The organism is Pseudonocardia broussonetiae (assembly GCF_013155125.1).
GTDB lineage: Bacteria > Actinomycetota > Actinomycetes > Mycobacteriales > Pseudonocardiaceae > Pseudonocardia > Pseudonocardia broussonetiae.
The window spans coordinates 2,699,553-2,724,463 of the sequence record NZ_CP053564.1; the positions used below are offsets into that span (position 1 = coordinate 2,699,553).

Annotated in this window: 28 protein-coding genes; 16 read left to right on the plus strand and 12 right to left on the minus strand. The window is 75.9% G+C overall.

From position 1 onward, the window contains the following. Nucleotides 1-1,080 carry a mannose-1-phosphate guanylyltransferase gene (gene manB, locus HOP40_RS13535; protein ID WP_240157653.1) on the plus strand — a complete coding sequence of 360 codons (1,080 nt, stop codon included), beginning with the start codon at nt 1-3 and terminating at the stop codon, nt 1,078-1,080. Continuing rightward, nucleotides 1,073-1,984, plus strand: coding sequence for a DNA-3-methyladenine glycosylase family protein (locus HOP40_RS13540; protein WP_172158349.1), 912 nt, complete (start codon nt 1,073-1,075; stop codon nt 1,982-1,984). The genes manB and HOP40_RS13540 overlap by 8 nt, the downstream gene beginning before the upstream one ends. Here HOP40_RS13540 and HOP40_RS13545 read toward each other — a convergent pair. Continuing rightward, nucleotides 1,969-2,610 (minus strand): maleylpyruvate isomerase family mycothiol-dependent enzyme, encoded by a 642-nt coding sequence (locus tag HOP40_RS13545; RefSeq protein WP_240157654.1) that lies wholly within the window; start codon nt 2,608-2,610, stop codon nt 1,969-1,971. The two genes, HOP40_RS13540 and HOP40_RS13545, sit on opposite strands and share 16 nt — an antisense overlap. Nucleotides 2,611-2,693: 83 nt before the next feature. On the opposite strand from HOP40_RS13545, the gene cofD reads away from it, so the two are divergent. The 3 genes from cofD to HOP40_RS13560 are packed head-to-tail and all read left to right on the plus strand — an operon-like array spanning nt 2,694 to nt 5,525. Further along, nucleotides 2,694-3,650 (plus strand): 2-phospho-L-lactate transferase, encoded by a 957-nt coding sequence (cofD, locus tag HOP40_RS13550; RefSeq protein ID WP_172158352.1) that lies wholly within the window; start codon nt 2,694-2,696, stop codon nt 3,648-3,650. Beyond that, complete coding sequence (locus HOP40_RS13555) at nt 3,643-4,986, plus strand: coenzyme F420-0:L-glutamate ligase (protein WP_240157655.1); 1,344 nt, start codon at nt 3,643-3,645, stop codon at nt 4,984-4,986. The genes cofD and HOP40_RS13555 overlap by 8 nt, the downstream gene beginning before the upstream one ends. Then, on the plus strand, nt 4,980-5,525 hold the full coding sequence (locus HOP40_RS13560; RefSeq protein ID WP_205347182.1) for an NUDIX hydrolase: 546 nt from the start codon (nt 4,980-4,982) through the stop codon (nt 5,523-5,525). The genes HOP40_RS13555 and HOP40_RS13560 overlap by 7 nt, the downstream gene beginning before the upstream one ends. Before the next feature lie 20 nt (nt 5,526-5,545). On the opposite strand, the gene HOP40_RS13565 is transcribed toward HOP40_RS13560, so the two are convergent. Further along, nucleotides 5,546-6,394 carry an endonuclease domain-containing protein gene (locus HOP40_RS13565; protein WP_172158354.1) on the minus strand — a complete coding sequence of 283 codons (849 nt, stop codon included), beginning with the start codon at nt 6,392-6,394 and terminating at the stop codon, nt 5,546-5,548. A 614-nt stretch (nt 6,395-7,008) separates the two neighbouring features. Further along, nucleotides 7,009-7,758, minus strand: coding sequence for a site-2 protease family protein (locus HOP40_RS13570; RefSeq protein WP_172158357.1), 750 nt, complete (start codon nt 7,756-7,758; stop codon nt 7,009-7,011). A 156-nt stretch (nt 7,759-7,914) separates the two neighbouring features. On the opposite strand from HOP40_RS13570, the gene HOP40_RS13575 reads away from it, so the two are divergent. Continuing rightward, nucleotides 7,915-8,265, plus strand: coding sequence for a WhiB family transcriptional regulator (locus HOP40_RS13575; protein WP_240157656.1), 351 nt, complete (start codon nt 7,915-7,917; stop codon nt 8,263-8,265). 21 nt (nt 8,266-8,286) lie between these two features. Here HOP40_RS13575 and HOP40_RS13580 read toward each other — a convergent pair whose 3' ends face one another. Beyond that, nucleotides 8,287-8,766 (minus strand): metallopeptidase family protein, encoded by a 480-nt coding sequence (locus HOP40_RS13580; protein WP_172158359.1) that lies wholly within the window; start codon nt 8,764-8,766, stop codon nt 8,287-8,289. Nucleotides 8,767-8,876: 110 nt separating this feature from the next. Between HOP40_RS13580 and HOP40_RS13585 the strand changes: the two genes are divergently transcribed. From HOP40_RS13585 to HOP40_RS13625, 9 genes are all read left to right on the plus strand, one after another. Continuing rightward, the gene (locus HOP40_RS13585) at nt 8,877-9,224 is read left to right on the plus strand and encodes a DUF3499 domain-containing protein (protein WP_172168299.1); all 348 of its coding nucleotides are present in this window, start codon (nt 8,877-8,879) and stop codon (nt 9,222-9,224) included. 24 nt (nt 9,225-9,248) lie between these two features. Then, a complete protein-coding gene (locus tag HOP40_RS13590; protein WP_172158361.1) occupies nt 9,249-10,607 on the plus strand; it encodes a phosphomannomutase/phosphoglucomutase in 1,359 nt (452 codons plus the stop codon). 100 nt (nt 10,608-10,707) lie between these two features. Next, nucleotides 10,708-10,917, plus strand: a complete 210-nt coding sequence (locus HOP40_RS13595) for a Trm112 family protein (RefSeq protein WP_172158363.1) — start codon at nt 10,708-10,710, stop codon at nt 10,915-10,917. Then, complete coding sequence (locus HOP40_RS13600) at nt 10,918-12,012, plus strand: SIS domain-containing protein (protein ID WP_172158366.1); 1,095 nt, start codon at nt 10,918-10,920, stop codon at nt 12,010-12,012. It begins immediately after the preceding gene. Between the two features lie 23 nt (nt 12,013-12,035). After that, a complete protein-coding gene (gene manA, locus HOP40_RS13605) occupies nt 12,036-13,241 on the plus strand; it encodes a mannose-6-phosphate isomerase, class I (RefSeq protein ID WP_172158368.1) in 1,206 nt (401 codons plus the stop codon). Nucleotides 13,242-13,304: 63 nt separating this feature from the next. Further along, nucleotides 13,305-14,216, plus strand: coding sequence for a cation diffusion facilitator family transporter (locus HOP40_RS13610; RefSeq protein ID WP_172158370.1), 912 nt, complete (start codon nt 13,305-13,307; stop codon nt 14,214-14,216). 47 nt (nt 14,217-14,263) lie between these two features. After that, nucleotides 14,264-15,775 (plus strand): amino acid permease, encoded by a 1,512-nt coding sequence (locus HOP40_RS13615; protein WP_172158373.1) that lies wholly within the window; start codon nt 14,264-14,266, stop codon nt 15,773-15,775. Nucleotides 15,776-15,818: 43 nt separating this feature from the next. Beyond that, nucleotides 15,819-16,166, plus strand: a complete 348-nt coding sequence (locus HOP40_RS13620) for an ArsR/SmtB family transcription factor (protein ID WP_172158376.1) — start codon at nt 15,819-15,821, stop codon at nt 16,164-16,166. Continuing rightward, on the plus strand, nt 16,163-16,876 hold the full coding sequence (locus HOP40_RS13625; protein WP_172158379.1) for an SRPBCC family protein: 714 nt from the start codon (nt 16,163-16,165) through the stop codon (nt 16,874-16,876). The genes HOP40_RS13620 and HOP40_RS13625 overlap by 4 nt, the downstream gene beginning before the upstream one ends. Before the next feature lie 1,244 nt (nt 16,877-18,120). On the opposite strand, the gene HOP40_RS13630 is transcribed toward HOP40_RS13625, so the two are convergent. The 4 genes from HOP40_RS13630 to HOP40_RS13645 are packed head-to-tail and all read right to left on the minus strand — an operon-like array spanning nt 18,121 to nt 21,551. Beyond that, nucleotides 18,121-18,690, minus strand: a complete 570-nt coding sequence (locus HOP40_RS13630) for a nucleoside/nucleotide kinase family protein (protein ID WP_205347183.1) — start codon at nt 18,688-18,690, stop codon at nt 18,121-18,123. Nucleotides 18,691-18,750: 60 nt separating this feature from the next. Beyond that, entirely contained in the window at nt 18,751-19,386 is a 636-nt protein-coding gene (locus tag HOP40_RS13635; RefSeq protein ID WP_240157657.1) for a chemotaxis protein CheB, read from the minus strand. A 1-nt stretch (nt 19,387) separates the two neighbouring features. Next, a complete protein-coding gene (locus HOP40_RS13640) occupies nt 19,388-19,861 on the minus strand; it encodes a hypothetical protein (RefSeq protein WP_172158383.1) in 474 nt (157 codons plus the stop codon). Between the two features lie 49 nt (nt 19,862-19,910). Beyond that, nucleotides 19,911-21,551, minus strand: a complete 1,641-nt coding sequence (locus tag HOP40_RS13645) for a long-chain fatty acid--CoA ligase (RefSeq protein WP_172158385.1) — start codon at nt 21,549-21,551, stop codon at nt 19,911-19,913. A gap of 106 nt (nt 21,552-21,657) precedes the next feature. Here HOP40_RS13645 and HOP40_RS13650 point away from each other — a divergent pair, with 106 nt between their 5' ends. Then, nucleotides 21,658-22,947, plus strand: a complete 1,290-nt coding sequence (locus HOP40_RS13650; protein WP_172158386.1) for a glutamate mutase L — start codon at nt 21,658-21,660, stop codon at nt 22,945-22,947. 16 nt (nt 22,948-22,963) lie between these two features. Here the strand turns inward: HOP40_RS13650 and HOP40_RS13655 are convergent, their stop codons facing one another. Genes HOP40_RS13655 through HOP40_RS13670 form a run of 4 tightly spaced genes read right to left on the minus strand, consistent with a single transcriptional unit; the run spans nt 22,964 to nt 24,841 of the window. Further along, on the minus strand, nt 22,964-23,419 hold the full coding sequence (locus HOP40_RS13655) for a hypothetical protein (RefSeq protein WP_172158387.1): 456 nt from the start codon (nt 23,417-23,419) through the stop codon (nt 22,964-22,966). Beyond that, on the minus strand, nt 23,416-23,928 hold the full coding sequence (locus HOP40_RS13660) for an RNA polymerase sigma factor (RefSeq protein ID WP_172158388.1): 513 nt from the start codon (nt 23,926-23,928) through the stop codon (nt 23,416-23,418). The genes HOP40_RS13655 and HOP40_RS13660 overlap by 4 nt, the downstream gene beginning before the upstream one ends. Beyond that, nucleotides 23,925-24,485 (minus strand): class F sortase, encoded by a 561-nt coding sequence (locus tag HOP40_RS13665; protein ID WP_172158389.1) that lies wholly within the window; start codon nt 24,483-24,485, stop codon nt 23,925-23,927. Before HOP40_RS13665 ends, HOP40_RS13660 begins: the two co-directional genes overlap by 4 nt. Next, nucleotides 24,482-24,841 carry a Tat pathway signal sequence domain protein gene (locus HOP40_RS13670; RefSeq protein ID WP_172158390.1) on the minus strand — a complete coding sequence of 120 codons (360 nt, stop codon included), beginning with the start codon at nt 24,839-24,841 and terminating at the stop codon, nt 24,482-24,484. The genes HOP40_RS13665 and HOP40_RS13670 overlap by 4 nt, the downstream gene beginning before the upstream one ends. Between the last annotated feature and the right edge of the window lie 70 nt (nt 24,842-24,911).

The window sequence follows — 24,911 nt, forward strand, 5'->3', positions numbered from 1 at the left end:
ATGGGTTCCGACCCGATGCACGACGTCGAGGCCGTGGTGCTGGTGGGCGGCAAGGGCACCCGCCTGCGCCCGCTCACGCTGTCCGCGCCCAAGCCGATGCTGCCGACGGCCGGGGTCCCGTTCCTCGCGCACCTGCTCTCGCGGATCCGGGCGTCCGGGGTGCGGCACGTCGTGCTGGGCACCTCCTACCTCGCCGAGACCTTCTCCGACCACTTCGGCGACGGCGCCGCGCTCGGCCTGGACCTCACCTACGTCGTCGAGGACGAGCCGCTGGGCACCGGCGGCGGCATCCGCAACGTCGCCGGGCACCTGAGCGCCGAGCACGTCCTGGTGTTCAACGGCGACGTCCTCGCGGGCACCGACCTCACCGCCGTCGTCGGCACCCACCGGCGCACCGCGGCCGACGTCACCCTGCACCTCGTGCGCGTGCCCGACCCGCGCGCGTTCGGCTGCGTGCCGACCGACGCCGACGGCCGCGTCACCGCCTTCCTGGAGAAGACGCCCGACCCGCCGACCGACCAGATCAACGCCGGTTGCTACGTCTTCCGTCGCGAGGTCATCGACTCGATCCCGGCCGGGCGCGCGGTGTCGGTGGAGCGCGAGACGTTCCCCGGGCTGCTCGCGCAGGGGCGCCGGGTGTCCGGGCACGTCGACTCCGCCTACTGGCGCGACATGGGCACCCCCGCCGACCTGGTGCACGGCTCGGCCGACCTCGTCCGCGGCATCGCCCCCTCCGACGCGCTCCCCGGACCCGTCGGCGACGCGCTGGTGCTCGAGGGCGCGCAGGTCGACCCGTCGGCGAAGGTGTCGGGCGGGTCCACCGTCGGGCGCCGCGCGCGGGTCGGCGCCGGTGCGTCGGTCGAGGGCTCGATGCTGTTCGACGGGGCGGTCGTCGGGGCGGGGGCGGTCGTCGTCGACTCCGTGGTCGGGGCCGGGGCCTGCGTGGCGGACGGCGCGGTCGTCGTCGACACGGTGCTGGGCGACCGCGCGGTCGTCACCGGCGGCTGCGAGCTGCGCGGCGGGGCCCGGGTGTGGCCCGACGCGCAGGTCAGCGGCATCCGCTTCTCCCCGGATGCCTGAGCACCTCGCGAGGGAGTGGGCGCCGGACTTCCCGCTCGACCTCGCCGGCGTCCTCGCCCCGCTGCGCCGCGGCGCGGGCGACCCGACGTTCCAGCGGGCCGGCGAGGGGATCTGGCGGGTCGGCACCACGCCCGACGGCCCGGCGACGACGGTCCTGCGCCGCCTGCCCGACGGTGCGGTGCGCGCGCTGGCCTGGGGCGCGGGCGCGCAGTGGGCGCTCGACGGGCTGCCCGCGCTGCTCGGCGCCGACGACCGGCCCGAGGAGTTCGTGGCGCACCACCCGCTCGTCGCCGACGCCCACCGGCGGCTGCCCGGGCTGCGTTTCGGCAGCTCGCGGCGGGTGTGGGACCAGCTGGTGCCGGCGGTGCTGGAGCAGAAGGTCACCGGCACCGAGGCGCGGCGGTCGTGGCGCGAGCTGTGCCGGCGCTTCGGCGACCCGGCGCCCGGTCCCGTCCCCGCCGGCATGCGCGTGCCGCCCACCCCGGCCCAGATCCGGGCCGTGCCCGACTGGGAGTGGCACCGCGCCGGCGTCGACTCGGCGCGGCGGCGCGCGATCCTGGCCTGCGCGGCGGTCGCGCACCGGCTGGAGAAGGCCGCCGAGCTGGGCGGGCACGAGGGCCGCGAGCTGCTGCGCCGCGTCCCCGGCATCGGCGTCTGGACCGCCGCCGAGGTGGCCCAGCGCGCCTGGGGCGACCCCGACGCCGTCAGCTTCGGCGACTTCCACATCCCCACCGTCGTCGGCTGGGCTCTGCTGGGCCGCCCGCTCGACGACGCCGGGATGCTCGACGTCCTCGCGCCCTACGTCCCGCAGCGGCAGCGGGCCGTGCGGTACGTCGAGGTCAGCGGCTTCCGGCGCCCCCGCTTCGGCCCCCGCTTCTCCCCGCGCGACTACCGCGCGATGTGACCGGGCGCGAACCGCGCCGCGCCGGCGCCCTCGAGCCGCCCGGCGGGCACCGGGCGCCCGCAGACGGCCAGCAGCAGGTCCTGGGCGCGGCCGCGGACCGGTGCGCCCGCGCCGCGGGTCCAGTCGGCGTCGGTCGCCTCCAGCGCGACGCCGTCGAGGTCGGTCCCGAACGACGCGAGGTGCTTCGGGCCCAGCCCGGCGAGCACCGCGACCACCCGCTCCCGCGACACGTGCTGCTCCCGGCCCAGCGCGACCGCGGCGTCGAGCCCGTGGATGACGTCGTGCGACAGAGCCCCCAGCGGGCCCCCGCCCGGCGGCGCCCACGGGTGGTCGACGTGGGCGCGCAACGACTCCAGCAGCACCGCGGGCGCCAGCCGGGCGGCGTCGGCGCGGGCGCGGCGGTCGGCCATGCGGTCGAAGTCGCCGCGCGCCCTGACGACCTCCAGCACCACCCTCGGCAGCGAGTAGCGGAACGGCATGGTGGTGTGCGCGAGGAGCTGGTGGACGGTCCAGCCCGCGCACAGGCTCGGTGCGGACCACTGCCGCTCGTCGAGCGAGGAGTACAGCGCGACCTGCCCGCGGCGCTCCGCGACGACGGCCTCGTGGATCTCGTGTGCATCGTTCACGCCCTGTGGACGACAGGGGCGTCGGGGACTCATCGGTGTCCCGGTTCCGCACGACCGGCGCGGCGCGTCGTAGGCTCGGTGGCGTGAAGGTCACCGTGCTGGTCGGCGGGGTCGGCGGCGCCCGGTTCCTCGTCGGGGTCCGGGCCGCGTACCCCGAGGCCGAGATCACCGCCGTCGTCAACGTCGGCGACGACATCTGGCTGCACGGGCTGCGCATCTGTCCGGACCTCGACACGTGCATGTACACCCTCGGCGGGGGCATCGACCCCGAGCGCGGGTGGGGGCACGCGGGGGAGACGTGGTCGGTGCGCGACGAGCTCGCCGCCTACGGGGCCGACCCCGACTGGTTCGGCCTGGGCGACAAGGACACCGCCACGCACCTCGTCCGCTCGCGGATGCTGCGCGCGGGCTACCCGCTCTCCGACGTCACCGCGGCGCTGTGCCACCGCTGGCAGCCCGGCGTCACGCTGCTGCCGGTCACCGACGACCGCGTCGAGACCCACGTCGTCGTCGACGACCCGGCCACCGGCCCGAAGGCGCAGAAGGCCATCCACTTCCAGGAGTGGTGGATCCGGCACAAGGGCGAGCTGCCCGCGCACCGGTTCGCCAGCATCGGGGCCGACGAGGCCACGATCCTGCCCGCCGCCCGCGACGCGATCACCGGCGCCGACGTCGTGCTGATGGCGCCGTCGAACCCCGTCGTCAGCATCGGCACGCTGCTGGAGGTGCCCGGGGCCCGCGTGGCGCTGGCGGCGACGCCCGCGAAGGTCGTCGGCGTCTCCCCGATCATCGGTGGCCGCCCGCTGCGCGGCATGGCCGACCGCTGCCTCACCGCGATCGGCGTCGACACCACGGCCGAGGCCGTCGGCCGCCACTACGGCGCCCGCACGACCGGGGGCGTCCTCGACGGCTGGCTGGTGCACTCCGGCGAGACGGCCGACGTGCCCGGCGTCGCGGTCCGGTCGGTGCCGCTGCTGATGTCGAGCACCGAGGCGACCGCGCAGATGGCGCGCGACGCGGTGGAGCTGGCGGGTGCCTGAGCGCGAGGTGTCCGACCACGCCGCGCACGACGGCATCACCGTCCGGCCCGTCCGCGGGCTGCCCGAGTTCCGCCCCGGTGACGACCTCGCCGCCGCGCTCGCCGCGGCCGCGCCGTGGATCACCGACGGGGACGTCGTCGTCGTCACCAGCAAGGTGTTCTCGAAGGTCGAGGGCCGGCTCGTCACCGCGCCCACCGACCCCGCCGAGCGCGACGCCCTGCGCCGCGAGCTGATCGACGCCGAGACCGAGCGGGTGGTCGCGCGCCGCGGCCCGACGTCGATCGTCGTCGGCAAGCTCGGGATCGTGCAGGCCGCGGCCGGCATCGACGGCTCCAACGTGCGGCGCGACGAGCTCGCGCTGCTGCCGTCGGACCCCGACGCCAGCGCGTCGCGGCTGCGGTCGGAGCTGCGCGCGCTGCTCGGCGTCGAGGTGGCCGTGGTCGTCACCGACACCCTGGGGCGGTCGTGGCGGATCGGGCAGACCGACCTCGCCATCGGCTCGGCCGGGATCGCCGTGCTGCACGGCTACGACGGGCAGCGCGACGACCAGGGCAACGAGCTGCTCGTCACGCAGGTGGCGATGGCCGACGAGCTGGCCGCGGCCGCCGACCTCGCGAAGGGCAAGCTCGGCGGCGTGCCGGTCGCGGTGGTGCGGGGGATGACACCGGTCGACGACGGGTCGACCGCGCGCGACCTCGTGCGCCCGGTCGCCGACGACATGTTCTGGCTCGGCACGAACGAGGCGATCGCGCGCGGGCGGTCCGAGGCGGTGCTGCTGCGCCGCAGCACCCGCGACTTCGCCGACACCCCCGTCGACCTCGCCGCGGTGCGCCGGGCGGTCGGCGTCGCGCAGACCGCGCCCGCGCCGCACCACAGCACGCCGTTCCGGTTCGGGGTGGTGCGCGAGCGCCGCGACGAGCTGCTCGACGCGATGGCCCGCCGCTGGCGCGAGCACCTCGCCGCCGACGGGCGTCCCGACGAGGAGGTGTCGCGGCGGATGTCGCGCGGCGACCTGCTGCGCCGCGCCCCCGAGCTCGTCCTCGCCTTCCGCACCGGCGACGGCATGCACACCTACCCCGACGCCGCGCGCCGCCTCGGCGAGCGCACGATGTTCACCGTCGCGGGCGGGGCGGCGGTGCAGTCGCTGCTCGTCGCCCTGGCGGCGGAGGGGCTGGCGTCCTGCTGGGTCGGGTCGACGATCTTCGCGCCCGACGTCGTGCGCACCGTCCTCGACCTCCCGCCCGATTGGCAGCCGCTCGGCGCGATCGCCGTCGGGCACCCGCTCGCGCCGCTGGAGCCGCGGCCGGCGCGCGACGGGGAGCTCGTCGAGTGGTAGCCGCCGCGATGGCCGCCGCCGAGCTGCGCGGGTGGGAGCCCGAGGGCTCCGACCAGCGCGGCCTCAAGCACGCCCTGCTCGCGTTCCTGGCCGCTCGCCCCGACGCGTGCGAGCGGTCGTGCGAGCCGGGGCACCTCACCGCGTCGGCGCTGCTGCTCGACGCCCCCGGCACCCACACCCTGTTGACGCTGCACCCGCGCGTCGGCAAGTGGATCCAGCTCGGCGGGCACTGCGAGCCCGGCGACGACTCACTGGTCGCGGCGGCGCTGCGGGAGGCCACCGAGGAGTCGGGGATCGAGGGGCTGACGATCGACCCGGTGCCGCTGCACGTCGACGTCCACCCGATCACCTGCTCGCTGGGCGTCCCCACCCACCACCTCGACGTCCGGTTCCTGGTGCGCGCCCCGGTCGGTGCGGTCGAGCGGATCAGCGACGAGTCCGACGACCTGCGCTGGTGGCCGGTCGACGCCCTCCCCACCGACAGCCCCACGGTCCGGGAGATGGTGGCGGCGGCACGGCGGCGGCTGGTGCCGGCCTGATCTCTCCCGCGGTGCGGCGCTCACGCGGCGGGGGCTCCTCGGCGCACGAGTTCCGAGCGCACCCGGGCCGCCACCGACCGCGGCCGCAGCAGGACGTCGGCCGCGGTGGAGCGGAGGACGTCCCAGCCCAGGCGCGAGAGGTGCGCCTGTCGCGCGAGGTCCCGCATCGCCCGCTCCTGGGTCAGGTGGTCGCGACCGTCGTACTCGACGGCGAGCAGGAAGTCGGGATGGGCGAGGTCGAGCTCGTACGGGCCGACGACGTGCTGCAGCACCGGCGCGGGCAGGCCGCCGTCGACCAGCGCCATGCGGATGCGGGTCTCCATCGGTGAGCCCGACCGCGCATCGGCCCGCGCGACCGCCGCCGCGAGCAACCGCGATCCCCGCGCGCCGAGGTGCCCGTAGCCGAAGGCGACGAGGTCGCGCGGCGCGAACCGCCCCACCCGCGCCAGCGCGTCGACCGCCACCACCGCCTCGACGAGCGGTGGCCTGCGGCCGAGGTCGAACGCCGCGCGGAGCGGGATCGTGGCGAGCATCCCGTCCACCTCGACGACTTCGTCATCGGGCAGCACCTCCTCGCGGACCACCAGCCCCGGGCGCGCGCGCCGCCGGCCCGGCACCACGATCTCGGCCGGCGCGCCGAGCGGACCGCACGAGGCACCGAGCACCTCGGCCGCCGACCACCCGCCGAGCACGCCCCGCCCGCGGGTGAGGACGAACGCGGCCTCCGACAGCAGGGCGAGGTCGACCTCGACGTCGGAGCGGACGTAGACGTCGGGGAACAGGCGCCGGAAGCGCGGCCCGCGGAGGAGTCCGGGCGTCAGCAGGCCCCGCGCGATCGCGACGGAACCGAGGAAGGGTCGGGTCAGCACCGGGCATGGACGGCCCCTGAGCGCTCCCGGTTCCCCTCGGAGCCGAGATCGTGGCGACCGTACACGCCGCTGTGATCACCGCCGCCCGCACATCACGGTCCTCGAGGCGACCGTGAGGTGCGGTTCGCGCCGATCACAGGGCCCGGCGGCGCCATGATCGCTGTCAGCCGCACGCCACGGCTGGGGCGACGACCGTGAGGTGCGGTCCGCGACGATCACAAGATCGGGTGATCATCACCCACCGCACACCACGGCTCCCGCAACGGCCGTCAGGTGCGGCCACCAGCGATCACGGGCACATGGTCGCCAGTGGATCACCCACCACGACCATCCGCCCTTGATCGCCGGGCTCCGGGGCGGGACGTCGGGCGGCGGCGGCGGCGGGGGCGGGGTCGCGAGAGCGGGTGAGCGTGGGCACGTGGCGTAGCGACCGGCGGCCGTTCGGGCGTGTCGCACCGACACGCGGCCGTGCTCCGGACGGCAGCGGCACCGGCTCCGTGGCGCCCGGTGATCATCCCGGGCCGCGGGGCCGTCGAGGGCCCGGACGTCGGTGACGGGCAGTAGCTGAATCCCTCGATCGGTGCAACGCCATGGTGAAACCCCGTCACGGAGGGTCAGCGCCAGAACAACAGCTCCCCGTAGCCCAGCGCCGCCAGCCGCCCGTCCCCGCCGACGGCGCTGAACGCCGCGTACGCCAGGTCGAAGAACGCCGACGCGACGCCCGGCACCCCGATCAGCAGCACGAACAGGGCGAGCGGCGCCCACGGTCGGACGCGGGCCGCGAACCGGCGGGCGGGGAAGGACAGGAACGGCTCCAGGACGCCGAACCCGTCGAGCCCGGGCACCGGGAGGATGTTCAGGACGAACGCGAGGACCTGGATCAGCGCGAGGCAGGACAGTCCGACGGCGAGCCCGATCGGCATCGACACGGCCGCGACGGTGACCGTCAGCGCCGCCCCGAGCACGAGGTTGATCGCCGGGCCGGCGAGCGAGACGAGGCTCCGCGCGGCCCGGGAGCGGATCGCCCCGTGCTGGATCCAGACCGCGCCGCCGGGCAGCGGGATGCCCCCGAGCAGCAGGAACACCACCGGCAGGCCGAAGGAGAGGACGGGGTCGGTGTACCTGCGGATGTCGAGGGTGAGGTAGCCCTTGTCGCGGACGGAGAGGTCGCCGTTGCGGTAGGCGACGTAGGCGTGGCCGAACTCGTGCAGGCACAGCGACACCGCCCAGCCGCCCAGGACGAGGAGCACCACGCCTGTGGTCAGGAGCACTCCGGAGCCCAGCGCCGTGAGCGCTCCGCCGCCCACAGTGACCAACACCAGCACCAGGAACCACGGGCTGACCCGACTCGACACTCCGCGCATCGGACCATTGTGCTGAACGGGGGACCGATGGGGTGGACCGCGTCACCCGGATGGCAGCTCCGGCTGGACAACCACCAACCGACAGCGCTGTACTTACATCGCTGTGATTCGCGGGGGCACGTGGGTCACGCCGGGTGGTAGCGGGGAGGTGGGCGCATGAACATCGTTGCAGGGGTCCTGGGCGAGGGAACGTTCGAGGCCGGTGCCGGGATCGTGGGCTTGCTACCCGACCGTCTCTCCGGGCCGTTCACCGTGATCGACGGCGGTGCGGAGGAGGCCCCCGAGTGGCAGGAGCGGGCGCTCTGCGCCCAGACCGACCCCGAGGCCTTCTTCCCGGAGAAGGGCGGCTCCACCCGCGAGGCCAAGCGCATCTGCGGCGGCTGCGACGTGCGGGCCGAGTGCCTGGACTACGCGCTCGCGCACGACGAGCGCTTCGGGATCTGGGGCGGGCTGTCCGAGCGCGAGCGCCGTCGGCTGCGCCGCGGCGAGCTCGGCGCCGTCATCTGAGCCGTCCCCGAAGGGGGAGCGCTACTCCGCCCCGCCGTCCACGGCGTCGGGCTCGATGTTGAGGTACTCCGCCACCTGCTCCACGAGCACCTCGTGCAGCAGGTCGGCGAGATCGGCCCCGCCCTTGGCGCGGGCCTCCAGCGGGCGCCGGTAGACGACGATCCGGGCCCGCGACGGCAGCCCGTCGGGGTCGACCCCGGCCGGCACCAGCTGCGCGAGCGGCACGCCCGCGTCGGCCAGCGTGCCCGCGGCCCAGGCGACCTCGTCCGGCGAGGTGCGCTCGACCTCCGGCACGTCGTCGACGGCGAGGTCCAGGTCGGTCAGCTCCGACCCCCAGCGCAGCTCGATCGGCTCCAGCGCCTCCAGCACCAGCGCGTCGAACTTCTCGGCGCGCGTGCGGGCGGCCGGCGTGGTGGTGGGGTACAGCAGCCCCCGCAGGCCGCGCCCCCGGCGGTCCCGCCGGCGCGGGGACCGGCGCAGCGTCCGTCGTGCGGTGGTCATCGGTGGATCGTAATCCCCGCTCGGCTCGCCGGGGGCGCCGCGCGCGGACGCCCGCGCGTCGGAACGGGGTCGCGGGTCGGGCACGCGCTATCGTCGTCGACGTGCTGAGCGTGAGGCGGTGTTCACGGACCGGGTGCACCGAGCTCGCGGTGGCCACGCTCACCTACGTCTACGCCGACTCCACGGCCGTCGTCGGGCCGCTCGCCACGCAGGCCGAGCCGCACTCCTACGACCTGTGCAACCGGCACGCCCACCGCCTCACCGCCCCCCGGGGCTGGGAGGTCGTGCGGTTCGAGGGCGAGTTCGCCCCGCCGCAGCACTCCAGCGACGACCTCACGGCGCTCGCCGAGGCCGTCCGCGAGGCGGGCCGGGCCGACCGCCCCGTCGAGCACGCCCCGGTCGCGGGCACCGGCCGCCGCGGTCACCTGCGCGTCCTGCCGGGGCCGTCCGAGTCCTGACGGGGCGTCGATAGGCTCACCCCCATGAGGGACCTCTCCGCCGTCATCAAGGCCTACGACATCCGCGGTGTGGTCGGGGAGGGCGTCGACGAGCCGACGGTCCGCGCGATCGGCGCCGCGCTCGCCCGCCTGCTGCGCTCCGAGGACGCCGCGACCACCGCGGTCGTGGTCGGCCACGACATGCGCGACTCGTCGCCGTCGCTGGCCGCCGCCTTCGCCGGAGGCGTCACCGACCAGGGCCTCGACGTCGTCCACATCGGCCTGGCCAGCACCGACCAGCTCTACTTCGCCTCGGGCCGGCTGCACCTGCCGGGCGCGATGTTCACCGCGAGCCACAACCCGGCGAAGTACAACGGCATCAAGCTCTGCCGCGCGGGCGCGACGCCGATCGGGCAGGACACCGGTCTGGCGGCGATCCGCGAGGCCGTCGAGCAGGGCGTCCCCGACGGCCCGGGCGGCGGCACGGAGACCCGCCGCGACGTGCTCGCCGACTACGCCGCGTACCTCCGCGAGCTCGTCGACCTGTCCGGGAGCCGCCCGCTGCGCGTGGTCGTCGACGCCGGCAACGGGATGGGCGGGCACACGGTCCCCGCCGTGCTGGGCGAGCCGATCGACGTCGTGCCGCTGTACTTCGAGCTCGACGGCAGCTTCCCCAACCACGAGGCCAACCCGCTCGAGCCGGCCAACCTCGTCGACCTGCAGAAGGCCGTCGTCGCGGAGGGGGCCGACCTCGGCCTGGCCTTCGACGGCGACGCCGACCGCTGCTTCGTCGTCGACGAGCGGGGCGAGCCGGTGAGCCCGAGCGCGATCACCGCGCTGGTCGCGGTGCGCGCGCTGGCCGTCACCCCCGGAGCCACGGTGATCCACAACTGCATCACCTCGAACGCGGTGCCCGAGATCGTCGCCGAGCACGGCGGCACGCCGGTGCGCACCCGCGTGGGGCACTCCTTCATCAAGCAGACGATGGCCGACACCGGTGCGGTGTTCGGCGGCGAGCACTCGGCGCACTACTACTTCCGCGACTTCTGGAAGGCCGACTCCGGCATGCTCGCCGCGCTGCACGTGCTCGCCGAGCTCGGCGCCTCCGGCGGCACCGCGTCGGAGCTGATGCGCGACTTCGAGCGCTACGCGGCGTCCGGCGAGGTCAACTCGACCGTCGCCGACGTGCCCGGCCGGATCGAGGCCGTGCGCGCGGCGTACACCGCGCGCGAGGGCGTCGAGACCGACGAGCTCGACGGTCTCACCGTCCGGCTGCCCGACCGCTCCTGGTTCAACCTGCGCCCGTCGAACACCGAGCCGCTGCTGCGGCTCAACGTGGAGGCGGCCGACGACGCGGCCGTCGCCCGGCTGCGCGACGAGGTGCTGGCCGTGGTCCGGGCCTGATACCGCACGCGCGGTGACCGGGAACGACCCGGTCGGCCCCGGCGCCCGCGCCCGCGCACTGGCAGAGTCGAGAGAGACCACCCCTCCAGGAGGAGACGACGTGACCGTCAAGCTCGACCCCCAGCTGATGGACATCCTCGCCTGCCCGTCCGACGACCACGCGCCGCTGCGCGCGGGCACGCCGGCCGACCCGGAGGCGGACGTGCTGACCTGCACGGCGTGCGGTCGCGGCTACCCGGTCGTCGACGGCATCCCGGTCCTGCTGCTGGAGGAGGCCACCCCACCGGTGGCCCCCGGGGAACAGGGCTAGATGCTCGACGACACGCTGCTGGCCGACCCGCGGGCCCTGGCGGCGCTCGACACGCGCGGGGTCCTGCGGTCCGCCGCCACGGCGGGCGCGCAGGTGCGATCGGCCGCCCACGGCGCGCAGGAGGCGGGCGTCGCCGACCTCGGGGGCGCGAGGCCGCGCGCCCTGGTGCTGGTCCGCAGGCCGGGGGCGTCGACGTCCTCGTCCGCGCTGCTCGCCGCGCTCCTCGGCCCGGCGTGCCCGGTGCCGGTCGTCGTCGCCGAGTCGGTGCCGAGCTGGATCGGGCCGCTCGACGTGGTCGTCGCGCACACCGACGAGGCCACCGACGTCGAGCTCGCCGACTCCGTCGCGCGCTCGGTGCGCCGCGGGGCCGAGGTCGTGCTGTCGGCCCCCGGTGACGGCCCGGTCGCCTCGGCCGGCGCGGGCCGGATGCGGCTGGTGGAGCCGCGGATCCCGGTGCCGCCCGGTCTCGACCTGCCGCGCGCGCTCGCCGTCGGCCTCGCCGTGCTGCGCGCGCTGGGGCTGCTCACCGCGCCGCTGGACCCCGGGATGGACGTCCTCGCCGACCTGCTCGACGCCGAGGCGGAGCGCAACCAGCCCGGCCACGAGCCGTTCATGAACCCGGCCAAGTCGCTCGCGCTGCGCCTGGCCGAGCACACGCCGCTGCTGTGGGGCACCGACCCGCTGGGCACCGCCGTCGCGCGGCACGCCGCGACCTCGCTGGCCACCCACGCCGGCGTCGTCGCGCACGCCGGGGACGTGGGCGAGGGGGTCGCCGCCTCCGGGCTGCTGCGCGCGCTCGACCGCACCGGCGGCGCCCGCGACGTCTTCCACGACCCGTTCGACGACCCCGCCGACGGCAGCGAGCCACCGCCGCCGAGGCTGGTGCTGGTGGCCACGGAGGAGGACGATCCGGGGCAGGCGGTGCTGCGTCGCACCGGTCGCACGCTGCCCGACGGGGACGTGCTGCACCCCGTCGACGAGGTCGCCCGCGGCACTCCGCACTCCGCGCTGCTGCGGGCGGCGCTGCTGGCCTCGCGCGTGGACGTCGCCTCCGTCTACCTGGGGCTGGCCACCCGCACCATCGAACCCGCCTGACGACCGACTGGAGCACCGGCGCCGTGGAGCTGCTGGACAACCCCGTGCGGCCCTACTCGTGGGGCTCGCGCACCGTCATCGCCGACCTGCTGGGCGAGGAGGTCCCCTCCCCGCACCCGCAGGCCGAGCTGTGGCTGGGCGCGCACCCCGGCGCCCCGTCGCACCTGGTCGGCGTCGACGGCACCCGGACCTCGCTGCTCGACGCGATCACCGCCGACCCGGCGGGACGGCTCGGCGCCTACCGCGCCGAGCGGTGGGAGGGGCGGCTGCCGTTCCTGTTCAAGGTGCTCGCCGCCGACGAGCCGCTGTCGCTGCAGGCGCACCCGAGCGCGGCGCAGGCGGCGGAGGGCTACGCCCGCGAGGACGCGGCGGGCCTCGACCGCGGGGCCCCCGACCGCAACTACCGCGACCCGCACCACAAGCCCGAGCTCGTCTGCGCGCTCACCGAGTTCGACGCGCTCGTCGGGTTCCGGGAGCCGACGGCCACCGTCGCACTGCTGCGCGCGCTCGACGTCGACGCGCTCGCCGCGCACGCCGAGCTCCTCGCGGCCCAGCCCGACCACCACGGCCTGCGCGCGCTGTTCACGACGTGGATCACGCTGCCGCAGTCCTCGCTCGACGCGCTCGTGCCGGCGCTGCAGGAGGGCTGCGTGCGGCTCGCCGGGGCGTCGGAGGAGTTCAGCGCGGAGGCCCGCACGGTCCTGGAGCTCTCCGAGCGCTACCCCGGCGACGCGGGCGTGCTCGCCGCGCTGCTGCTGCACCGGGTCACGCTCGCGCCGGGGGAGGCCCTGTACCTGCCCGCGGGCAACCTGCACGCCTACCTGTCCGGGGCGGCCGTCGAGCTGATGGCCAACTCCGACAACGTGCTGCGCGGCGGCCTCACCCCCAAGCACGTCGACGTCCCCGAGCTGCTGCGGGTCCTCGACTTCACCGCCCCGGTCTGCCCGGTCCTGCACGGCGAGTCCGACGGTGGGTGGATCCGCTACGACACCCCCGCGCACGAGTTCCGGCTGCGCCGGTTCGAGGGCGGGCCCGACGACGTCCGGGTGCCCGGTGACGGCCCGCGCATCCTGCTCTGCACCGCGGGCGCGGCGTCGGTGCGCAGTGCCGGTAACGACCTGTCGGTCAAGCGCGGCGGGTCGGTCTGGATCGACGACGAGGACGGCGAGGTCGTCGTGACGGCGCGCGCCGAGGGCACCCAGCTCTTCCTGGCGGGCGACGGTCTCTGACCCGGCCGACCGGGCCCGCGCTGGGTAGTGTGCTGCCCCGTCGAGCGGTGAGCGGGAGGCGTCGTGGCGGGACACGGTGGTACGCGGGCGATCGTGGCGGCGCTGCTCGCCAACGCGGGGATCGCGGCGGCGAAGTTCGTCGGCTGGCTGATCACCGGGTCGTCGTCGATGCTGGCGGAGTCCGTGCACTCGGTCGCCGACACCTCCAACCAGGGACTGCTGCTGCTCGGCGGCCGGCAGGCGAAGCGCGCGGCCACCGCGGAGCACCCCTTCGGCTACGGTCGCGACCGCTACTTCTACTCGTTCGTCGTGGCGCTGCTGCTGTTCACGCTCGGCTCGGTGTTCGCGCTCTACGAGGGCATCCACAAGCTGGAGTCGCACGAGCCGCTCACCTCGCCGTTGGTGGCCGTGGCGATCCTCGTCATCGCGATCGGGCTGGAGTCGTACTCGTTCCGCACCGCGGTCACCGAGTCGCGTCCGCTCAAGGGCGGCGGCACGTGGTGGCAGTTCATCCGCCAGTCGAAGGTGCCCGAGCTGCCCGTCGTGCTGCTGGAGGACTTCGGCGCGCTGATCGGGCTGGTCCTGGCGCTGCTCGGCGTCGGCCTGACCGTGCTCACCGGCAACTCCGTCTTCGACGCGCTGGGCACGATCGGGATCGGCCTGCTGCTCGGCGCCATCGCGATCATCCTCATCGTCGAGATGAAGTCGCTGCTGATCGGCGAGGGCGCCACCGGGCCGGTGCTCTCCCGCATCACCGACGGCCTCGTCGGCGGCGACGTGCACGTCCGCACCCAGTACATCGGGCCGGAGGAGCTGCTCGTCGCGGCGAAGATCGCGCTGACGCCCGGGCTCCCGGTGGAGGCCGTCGCCCGCGCCATCGACGCCGCCGAGGGCCGCGTCCGCGCCGCCGTACCGGACGCCCGGCTGATCTACCTGGAGCCCGATCTGGACCGCACCCGCACCGCACCGGTCTGACGCGCCAGCGGGTGACACCGCGCCCGCCTCTCCGTACGTTGCCGGTCATGGCGGTGAGGGACAGGCAGAACGGGATCATGCGCACGAAGTCGGTGGAGCAGTCCATCGCCGACACCGACGAGCCGGACACCAAGCTCCGCAAGGACCTCGGGACCTGGGACCTCATCGTCTTCGGCGTCGCGGTCGTCGTCGGCGCGGGGATCTTCACCCTGGCCGCGAGCACGGCGGGCGACGTCGCGGGGCCCTCGGTGTCGCTGGCGTTCGTGCTGGCCGCGGTCGCCTGCGGGCTCGCCGCGCTCTGCTACGCCGAGTTCGCCTCGACGGTGCCGGTGGCCGGCAGCGCCTACACGTTCTCCTACGCGACCTTCGGCGAGTTCGTCGCCTGGATCATCGGCTGGGACCTCGTCCTGGAGTTCGCCGTCGGCTCCGCGGTGGTGTCCAAGGGCTGGTCGGAGTACCTGGCCACGGTGTTCGGCCAGTTCGGCCTCGACGTGCCGACGTCGTTCTCGCTGGGCTGGCTCACGTTCGACTGGGGCGCGCTGCTGCTCGTCGCCGGGCTCGCGACGCTGCTGGTGCTGGGCACGAAGCTGTCGAGCCGCGTGAGCCTGGTCTTCACCACGATCAAGGTGCTGATCGTGCTGCTGGTGATCGTCGTCGGGCTGATGTACGTCAACCCGGCCAACTACTCGCCGTTCGTCCCGCCGCCGGCGGAGGGCGGCGACGCCGAGGGCGGCATCACGCAGTCGCTGCTGTCGCTGTTCGGCGGCGAGAGCGGCAGCGTCTACGGCATCTACGGGCTGCTGGCCGCGGCGTCGCTGGTGTTCTTCGCGTTCATCGGCTTCGACGTCGTGGCCACCACCGCGGAGGAGACGAAGGAGCCGCAGAAGGCCCTGCCGCGCGGCATCCTCGGCTCGCTGGTGATCGTCACGGTCCTCTACGTCGGCGTCGCGCTCGTCCTGACGGGGATGGTGCCCTACACCGAGCTGCAGACCGCCGACGACGGCACGCGCGCCACGCTCGCCACCGCGTTCGCCTCGCTCGGCGTCGACTGGGCGGCCACCGTCATCGCGATCGGCGCGCTCGTCGGGCTCACGACCGTCGTCATGGTGCTGATGCTCGGGCAGATCCGGGTGCTGTTCGCGATGTCGCGCGACGGCCTGCTCCCGCGCGCGCTGTCGCGCACCGGCGAGCGCGGCACCCCCGCGCGGGCGACGCTGCTGGTCGGGGTCGTCGTCGCCGCCGTGGCGACGTTCTTCCCGGCGGGCGACCTCGAGCAGATGGTCAACATCGGCACCCTGTTCGCGTTCGTGCTCGTCTCCGTCGGGGTCGTCGTGCTGCGGCGCACCCGCCCGGACCTGCCCCGCGCGTTCCGGACCCCGCTCGTGCCGCTGGTGCCGGTCCTCGCGGTGCTGGCCTGCCTGTGGCTGATGCTCAACCTGTCGGTGGAGACCTGGCTGCGGTTCATCGTCTGGATGGCCGTCGGCGTGGTCGTCTACTTCGCCTACGGCCGCCACCACTCCCGGCTCGCCGAGCGGATCGGCCGCGGCGAGACGGGTTGAGTATTCCTTGCCAGGCATATAACCGGCGAGGTATGTTCGACGGGTGACGTTCGACGTGCTCGCCGAGCCGGTGCGCCGGCGGATCCTGGACCTGCTCCGGGAGCGCCCGCGGCCGGTCGGGGAGCTCACCGAGGCCCTCGGGCTGAGCCAGCCCGGCACGTCCAAGCACCTGCGGGTGCTGCGCGAGGCCGGGCTCGTCCGCGTGCGCGCGGAGGCCCAGCGGCGCTTCTACGAGCTCGACCCGGCCCCGCTGGCCGAGATCGACGCCTGGCTGGCCCCCTACCGCTGGATGTGGGCCGACCGCCTCGACCTGCTCGAGCGCCACCTCGACACCCCACGCCCGCTCGACACCGCACGCCCACTCGACGCAGTCGACGAGGAGACGCCGTGAACCCCATCCTGACCAGGTCCGACGGCCGCTCGGTGCTCCGCATGGAGCGCCGGCTCGCCCACCCGCCCGAGCGCGTGTGGCCCGCGCTCGTCGAACCCGAGCGCCTCGCGGACTGGTTCCCCAGCACCGCGACGATCGAGCAGCGCGTCGGCGGGAGGGTGGAGTTCGGGTTCGGTGCCGACGGCACCGTCACCGACCTCGATCCGCCCCGGCTGATCGCGTTCACCTGGGACACCGACCACCTGCGCTTCGAGCTGCGCCCCGACGGCGACGGCTCGGTCCTGCTGCTCACCCACGCCTTCGACGACGGCCCGGGCGCCGCGAGCTTCGCCGCCGGATGGCACACCTGCCTGGCCGCGCTGGGCCTCGTGCTCGACGGGCGGCCCGGCGAGGACCCGGGGCTCGACCACCGCGCGCTGCACGAGGAGTACGTCGACGTGCTGGGCCTGCTGGAGCCCGTCGTCACCGAGACGCAGGGCGGGTGGGAGGTCGCGCTGGAGCGCCAGCTCGTGCACCCGCCCGAGGTCGTCGCACCGCTCGTCGCCGGGCTGGACGGGCGATGGGAGCTGCCGGAGGGCACGGGGCACGGCGCCCGCGTGCGGCACTCGCGCACCGCCGCCACCGCGCAGGAGCGCGACCGCGCGCGGGTCGAGGTGCCCGCCGCCGTCGCCGCGCTGGTCGACCGGCTCCCGGTGGCGCAGCACGCCTGACGCCGATCTCCTGGTCACACTCTCGACGATCACCCCACGAACCGGGCATCTTTGGTCTCCCGCACGCCGGACTCGCGCGGGCGACCAGAAGGTGCGCAATGGGGCGCGGGGGGCGTGGGCGCGGGGGCGCGGGGGCGTGGGCGCGGGGGGCGTGGGCGCGGCCCGACGCGCCGTCCGCGATGGCAGTGGCCCGCTCGGACCGGCGCCGGGCCGGTGATCACCGAAAGCGCACCGCCACGGCCCCGCCGACGACCCCCACGTCACACTCCCGGCGATCACGGGTAGGTGATCGTCGGGACCGCGCCTTCACGGCCCCCGCGGCGACCTCCTGGTCACACTCCCGGCGATCACGCGCCGGTGATCGCCGGGACCGCACCGCCACGGCCCCCGCGGCGACCTCCTGGTCGCACTCTCGACGATCACCACACCGACCGCGCGAACTCCGCGCCCATCCGCGTTCAGCGCATGCCCGGGCGCGCGTGGGAGACCAGAACGTGCGCAGTCGGGCGCCGGGTACGCGGGCGCGGCCCGACGCGCCGTCCGAGCGATGGCGGAGGCCCGCTCAGACCGGCTCCTGGCCGGTGATCACCGAAAGCGCACCGCCACGGCCCCGCCGACGACCCCCACGTCACACTCCCGGCGATCACGGGTAGGTGATCGTCGGGACCGCGCCCTCACAGCCCCTGCGGCGACCCCCACGTCACACTCCCGGCGATCACGGGCCGGTGATCGTCGGGACCGCGCCCTCACGGCCACCCCCGCGGCGACCTCCTGGTCACACTCTCGACGATCACCCCACGAACCGCGCATCTTTGGTCTCCCGCGCACGCCGGACGCGCGCGGGAGACCAGAAGGTGCGCAATCGGGCGCGGGGGGCGCGGGCGCGGGGGGTGTGGGCGCGGCCCGACGCGCCGTCCGACGCGCCGTCCGCGACGGTAAGGGCCCGCTCCCACCGGCGCAGGGCCGGTGATCACCGAAAGCGCACCGCCACGGCCCCGCCGACGACCCCCACGTCACACTCCCGGCGATCACGCGCCGGTGATCGCCGAAACCGCACCGCCACGGCCCCCGCGGCGACCTCCTGGTCACACTCTCGACGATCACCACACCCGACCGCGCGAACTCCGCGCCCATCCGCGTTCAGCGCATGCCCGGGCGCGCGTGGGTGACCAGAACGTGCGCAGCCGGGCGCGGGGGGCGCCGGCGCCGCCCGACGCGCCGTCCGAACGGCGGCAGGGGCCCGGTCAGCGGTCGCCGGTGTCGGCGCGGTCCCCGGTGTCGATCACGACGTCGGCTCGGGCGCGGGTGCCCTCCGCCGCGAACAGCGCGTCCTCCTGGGCGGCCCACCGCTCCCAGTGCGGGCGGTAGGACTCGCCGTCGCGGGCAATGCCGCGCCGGTACCGCTGCTCCACCGGCGCGTCGAGGAACACGAGCAGCACCGCGTGCGAGGCGACCACCCGCGCCCCGCTGCCCACCCCCTCGACGACGAGCACCGGCGGCCGCCCGACGACGACGGTCCCGCCGGGCGCGGAGCGGGCCCAGTCCCACCGGCGGTACGCGGCGGCCTCCCCGCGGCGCAGCGGCGCGACCACGCCGTCGTGCAGCAGCGGCACGACCGCGGCGAGCCCGTCCCAGCCGGGGTAGAGGTCGTCGAGGTGCAGCACGGGTGCGTCCAGGGCGTCGCCGAGCCGTCCGGCGAACGTCGTCTTGCCCGACCCCGACGGCCCGTCGACGCAGACGAGCCGCGTCGCGCCGCACCGCGGCGGCGTCGCCCGGACCCGCTCGACGAGCGTCGGCAGGGGGTCGGACGGCACGCCCCACCGTCGCACACCGGACCCCGGTGGCCGACGGTCCACGGGCTCGGTCCCGGAGCGCTACCCGGTCGTGCCCTGGCCCCCGGCGCGCTGCACCGTGCGGTCCAGGTGCTCGACGATCGCCGCGGCCAGCCCGTCCAGCGGGTGCACGGCCTGCACCAGGCCGGTGGCGATGGCCGAGCCGGGCATGCCGAAGTGCTCGGCGGTCGCCTCGTCCTGCGCCAGCACCGTCGCGCCGCAGCGGTGCATGGCTCGGATGCCGGCCTGCGCGTCGTGGCCCTTGCCGGTGAGGACGACGGCCAGCGACCGCGGGCCGCACGTCACGGCGAGGGTGGCGAGCAGCAGGTCGGCCGACGGCCGGGCCGGCGGCAGCGCGCCGGTCTCGATGAGCCCGATCGCCGACGTCGACGTCACGATCATGTGCGTGGCCGGCGGGGCGACCAGCACGACGCCGGGCTCCAGGCGGTCGCCGTCGCGGGCCACCCGCACGGAGAGCGGGGTGCGCCCGTCGAGCAGCGCCGCCAGGGCGTCGGGCTGGCGGCGCTCCGGGTCCTGGTGCTGCACGACGAGCACCGCGGCGGGGAGGTCGGCGGGCAGCCCGGCCAGGACGGCGGTGAGCGCGGCGAGCCCGCCCGCCGACGTGACGAGCGCGAGGACGGGCAGGCGGACGGGGAGGTGCGCGTCGAGGACGTCCACGTCAGGCGTCCGGCAGCGGTGCGGTCGAGCCCTCGTCCAGCGCCCGGCCGACGCGGTCGAGGATCCCGCGGACCAGGTCGCCGTAGCCATCGTCGCCCAGGGCGTCGGACGCGGCGCGCGCCTGCTCGAGGAACCCCCGGGCCTGTTCCGCGTCCCCCAGGCGCCGGTGGTCGTCGGCGAGGCTGCCGAGGAGCGAGGGCAGGAAGCCCCGGACCCGCAGCGCGGTGCCGTACTCCTGCGCGCGCTCGTCGGTGACGCCGTCGACCGCGGCCAGGGCGCGCTCGTCCCACCTCAGCTCGTCGCCGGTGTCGTCCTGCAGGTCGGCGAGGAAGTGCGCGATCACGCAGCGGTGGAAGGCGTCGGCGCGCCCGTCGCCGTCCCACAGGGACTCCAGCTCGCGGCGGGCGGCCGTCCGCTCGCCGCCCTGCCCCCGCTGGACCGCGGCGGTGACCCGGGCCATGACCTCGTCCTCCATCAGCACCTCCGTGCGCGGTCCCGCCGGGACGCCGGCCCCGACGGGGGCGTCAGGCCGGCTCGTGGCTGGTCGGCCCCGCGACCTGGTAGCCCCCGAACTTCTCGCGCAGCGTCTTCTTGGAGAACTTGCCGACGCTGGTCTTGGGCACCTCGTCGATGAACTCGACGGCGTCGGGCAGCCACCACTTCGCCACCCGCGGGGTGAGGAACTCGATGACCTCCTCGCCGGTGAGCGTCTCGCCCGGCTTCACGACGACGCAGGCGAGCGGGCGCTCCACCCACTTCTCGCTGGGGATGGCGATCACCGCGGCCTCCGCGACCTTGGGGTGCGCCATGATCTCGTTCTCCAGCTCGACCGAGCCGATCCACTCGCCGCCGGACTTGATGAGGTCCTTGGTGCGGTCGACGAGGCGGACGAAGCCGTAGCGGTCGCCGGTGCCGACGTCGCCGGTGCGCAGCCAGCCGTCCTCGGTGTACTGCGCGCCGCCGCCCTCGCCGCGGTAGTACTCCTTCGCGATCCACGGCCCCGCGGCCTGGATCTCGCCGGTGGCGGTGTCGTCCCAGGGCTGGACCTCGCCCGAGTCGGGGTCGACGAGCCGCATGTCGACGAAGGGCACGGGCTGGCCCTGCCGGGCGCGGATGTCGGCGCGCTCGTCCTCGGTGAGGGCGTCGTGGTGGCTGCGTGGCGTCGACATCGTGGCGATCGGGCTGGTCTCGGTCATGCCCCACGCCTGCGTCAGGGGGATGCCGACCGTCGTGCGGTAGGACTCCGACAGCGACCGCGGCACGGCCGACCCGCCGCAGACGATCATCCGCAGGTGCGACAGGTCGTGGTCGCCGACCATCGGCAGCATCCCCATCCAGATGGTGGGGACGCCGCCGGTGACGGTGACGCGGTGGCGGGCCAGCAGCGACGCGATGGCCTGCGGGGTCATGTTCGGCCCCGGCATGACGAGGTCGGACCCGGCGAGCAGGCAGCCGTAGGGCAGGCCCCAGGAGTTGGCGTGGAACATCGGGACGACCGGCAGCACGACGTCGCGCTCGGACAGCGCGAACGCGTCGGCCGTCAGCGTGATCAGCGAGTGCAGCACCGCCGAGCGGTGGCTGTAGACCACGCCCTTCGGGTTGCCCGTGGTGCCGGAGGTGTAGCACATGGCCGCGGCGGTGTTCTCGTCCTCCACGACGAACGTGCCGGTGAACGGCTCGGCCGCCGCGAGGAGCTCCTCGTAGTCGAGCCAGCCCTCGGGGACCTCCGCGTCGGCGCCGTCGTCGATCACGACGAACTGCCGCACCGTGCCCATCTTGGCGGCCAGGGGCGCGATCACCGGGATCAGCGAGCGGTCGACGAACACGACCTCGTCCTCGGCGTGGTCGACGATGTAGACGAGCTGCTCGGGGAACAGCCGGATGTTGAGCGTGTGCAGCACCCGCCCGGTGCAGGGCGCGGCCAGGTACAGCTCGAGGTGGCGGCCGGTGTTCCAGCAGAACGTGCCGACGCGCCCGTCGGCCGACACGCCGAGGGTGTCGAGGACCGTGGCGAGGCGGCGGACGCGCCCGGCCCACTCGCCGATCGTCATCGACGTCTCGCCGTCGGCCTCCGCGGTGACCACGGTCTTGTGCGCGAAGTACTGCTCGGCGCGGTGGAACACGTGCGGCAGGGTGAGGGGGCGATCCTGCATGAGGCCGAGCATGGGGACTCCCGCGGCGTGGTGGGACCAGGTCTCCGCGGAACGTACCGGGACGCCGGGGTGTTGACCACGCGCCGAGCGCGGCTCCGGGGGGTTAGGCTCGGTCGTCGTGACGCCCGTCCATCCCGACACCGCCGCGGTGTGCCTCGACGTGGGGTCCACCTGGACCAAGGCGGTGCTCGTGCGCGCCGACGGCGGGCTGGCCGGCTTCGCCGAGCACCCGACCACCACCGGCGACGTCCTCGCGGGCATGGACGCCACGGTCCGCGCGGTCTCGGCGGCCGGCGGGTCGGCGGCCGAGCCGGAGCTGCTGGCCTGCTCCTCGGCGGGCGGCGGCCTGCGCCTCGCCGTCGTCGGCTCGGACACGCTGTCCTCCACCGAGGCGGGGCACCGCGTCGCGTGCTCGGCGGGAGCGCACGTCGTCCACGTCCACGCCGGCCCGCTCGAGCCCGCCGACGTCCGCGCGCTGCGCAACTCCCGGCCCGGCGTCGTGCTCCTGATCGGCGGCTCCGACGGCGACGACCCCGCCCTGCTGCTGCACAACGCGAGCCGCCTCGCCCGCGCCCGGATCCGCCCGCCGATCCTGCTGGCCGGCAACACCGAGGGCCGCGCCGAGGCGCTCGCCACGCTGCTGGCCACCGGACGCACCGTCGTGACCAGCGAGAACGTGCTGCCGCGGCTCGGTGAGGTGGTTCCGGAGCCGGCCCGCGCCGCGCTCGCGGGGCTCTACCAGCGCCACGCGATCGGCGGCCGCGGCGCCACCGTCGCGCCCCGGTTCCGGCGGCTCGTGCGGGTCGTCACGCCCGATGCGGTGGCCCGCGGCGCCGCCGAGCTCGCGCGGATCCGCGGCGGCAAGGTGCTGCTCGTCGACGTCGGCTGCGCCACCACCGACGTGCACTCCGTCGACGCGACCGGCGCGGTGCGCACCGTCGAGGGCGACCTGGGCGTCCGCGCGGCCGCCGCGAGCGTGCTCGTCGAGGGGCAGGCCGAGGGCGTCGTCGACCCGGTGGAGGCCGACCTGCTCGCGCCCACCGTCGCGCGGATGGCCAGCGAGGTCGCCTTCGTGCCCAGCGACGCGGGCAGCGCCGCGGAGGACCGGCGGATCGCGGCGCTCGCGTCCGTCGTCGCCGTGCGCCGGCACCTGCGCGCCCGGGCCGACGCGGCCGACGGGCTGGGGCTCGTCGTGCTCACCGGCGGCGTGTTCCGCCAGCGCGCGTCGGGCAACGGCCTGGGCTCGGTGATCGCCACGCTGTGCGCCGACCCCGTGCTCGCCGCTGCGCTGGGCGACGTGGAGGTCGTGGTCGACGCCGACTTCACCGTGGCGCCGGCCGGCCTGCTCGCCACCCACGGCCGCGCCGACGCCGCCGAGGCGCTGCTGCGCGACCACCTGCTCGGCTGACCGCTCCCGCGGCAGGTCAGGGCGGGGGCACGGCCGCGGGTGGCGGCGCGGCGGGCGACGGCGTGGCCGTGGTCGCCAGGGGTGGGGGTTTCGCCGGGGTGGCCTGCGGGACCGCGCTCGCGGGCACCGGGGCGAGGGTGGTGACCGGAGGTGCCGGCACCGGGACGGCGGTCTCCGCCGGCGGTCCGGGCACGGCCGGGGCCTGCGGCACCGGGGTGGACGTCGGCTGCCCGGCCGGCACCAGGAGCGGCGCCGACGTCCGCGCGGCCAGCAGGCCGCTCCCGCCGACCACCGCGGCGGCCGCCAGCGCCGCGGCCGCCACGGTCGCGGTGCGGCGGCGACGGCGTCGCCGTTCCACGCGCACCCGCACCCCGGCGAGCAGCGCGGCACCGGAGACGGGCCGCTCCGGTGCGGCGGCGCGCAGCAGGTCGCGCACCGCGTCCTCGTCGGCCGTCCCGTCGTGGTCGGTCATCGCAGCGTCTCCTCGCTGGTGGGGTCGAGCAGGCCCGCGGCCCGCAGCGCGGCGATCCCGCGGCGGGCGTGCGAGCGCACGGTCGACTCGCGGCAGCCCATGAGCGCGGCGATCTCGGCGTCGGCCCGGTCGTGGTGGTAGCGCAGCACCAGTACCGCGCGCTGGGCGGGCGGGAGCGCGGCGAGCGCGCGGTGCACGCGGTGGCGCTCGACGACGTCGTCGGCGAAGCCGCCGTGCGCGCCGACGTCGGCGCCGACGTCGGGTCCGGGGCGCTCCCGCGAGGAGAACCGGCGCCGCCAGGACAGGAACTGGCGCAGCACCGCGGTGTGCACGTAGGCCAGCGGGTCGCGCGCGTCGGGCGGCCAGGTCGGTGCCATCCGTGCGAGGACGTCCTGCACGACGTCCTCGGCGCGGTGGTGGTCGAGGGTGAGCCGCCGCGCGAACGCGACGAGCCCCGGGCCGTGGGCCAGCACGAACGCCTCGAAGGCGGCCCGGTCCCCGCTGTTCACGGCGCTCCGGAGGCGAACACGACGACATTGTCGCGGTAGCTGCGCCGCTCCTCGTCGAAGGTGCCGCCGCAGGTGATCAGGCGCAGGCCGGGGTGGTCGAGGTCGCCGTAGACCTGCTGCGTCGGGAACGCGTCCTTGGCGAACGACTCCACCCGGTCGACGCGGAACGCCTCGGTCGACCCGTCGCCCCGGACGACCGTCACGGCGTCGCCGGGCCGCAGCCGCGTGAGCCCGGCGAAGACGCCCGGGCCGTCGCGGGCGGAGTCGACGTGCCCGAGCAGCACCGCCGGACCCACCTCGCCGGGGACGGGGGAGTGCCGGTACCAGCCCGCCACGCCGACGTCGTCGAGCGGCGGCACCTCGACCGTGCCGTCGGGCTGCAGCCCCAGCGACAGGAGGGGGGTCCGCACGCCCAGGGCCGGGATGTCGAGCGCCACCGGGCCGGCGGCCGGTCGTGCGGCGGCGGGCGCCGGGGTCCCCGACGCGGGCGCCGGCCCGGCGGCGCACCCGGCGACGAGCGCGAGGACCAGGAGCACCAGGGCCGCGACGCGGCTCATCCGCGGCCGCGACGGGTCCGGGCCACCCCCGCCGCGCCGGCGCCCACGAGCCCGAGGAGCAGGGCGCCGCCGAGCAGCGCCGGGTCGGGGCCGGCCGTGGCCAGTGCGCCACCACCGGTGTCGGCGCCCCCGCGCGGCACGACCGCGACCTGCCCGCCCTCCGCCGGAGCCGCCGGCACCGCGGGCACGGCGGTGGGCGCCACGGCCGGGCCGGGCGTCGCGGGGACGGGCGCGACGGTCACCGGCGGCGACGGGGGCGGGGGCGGCGTCTGCGCCGACGCCGTCGCGGGCCACGCCGTGAGCAGGGCGATCCCGAGGACGGACGAGGCGAGGACGCGGCGGGGAGAGGGGGTCACGGGGAGCTCCTGGGGTCGGGGACGTCGACCCTGTGACGCGGTGGCGCGGCCGCCGCGTTGCAGCCGTCGA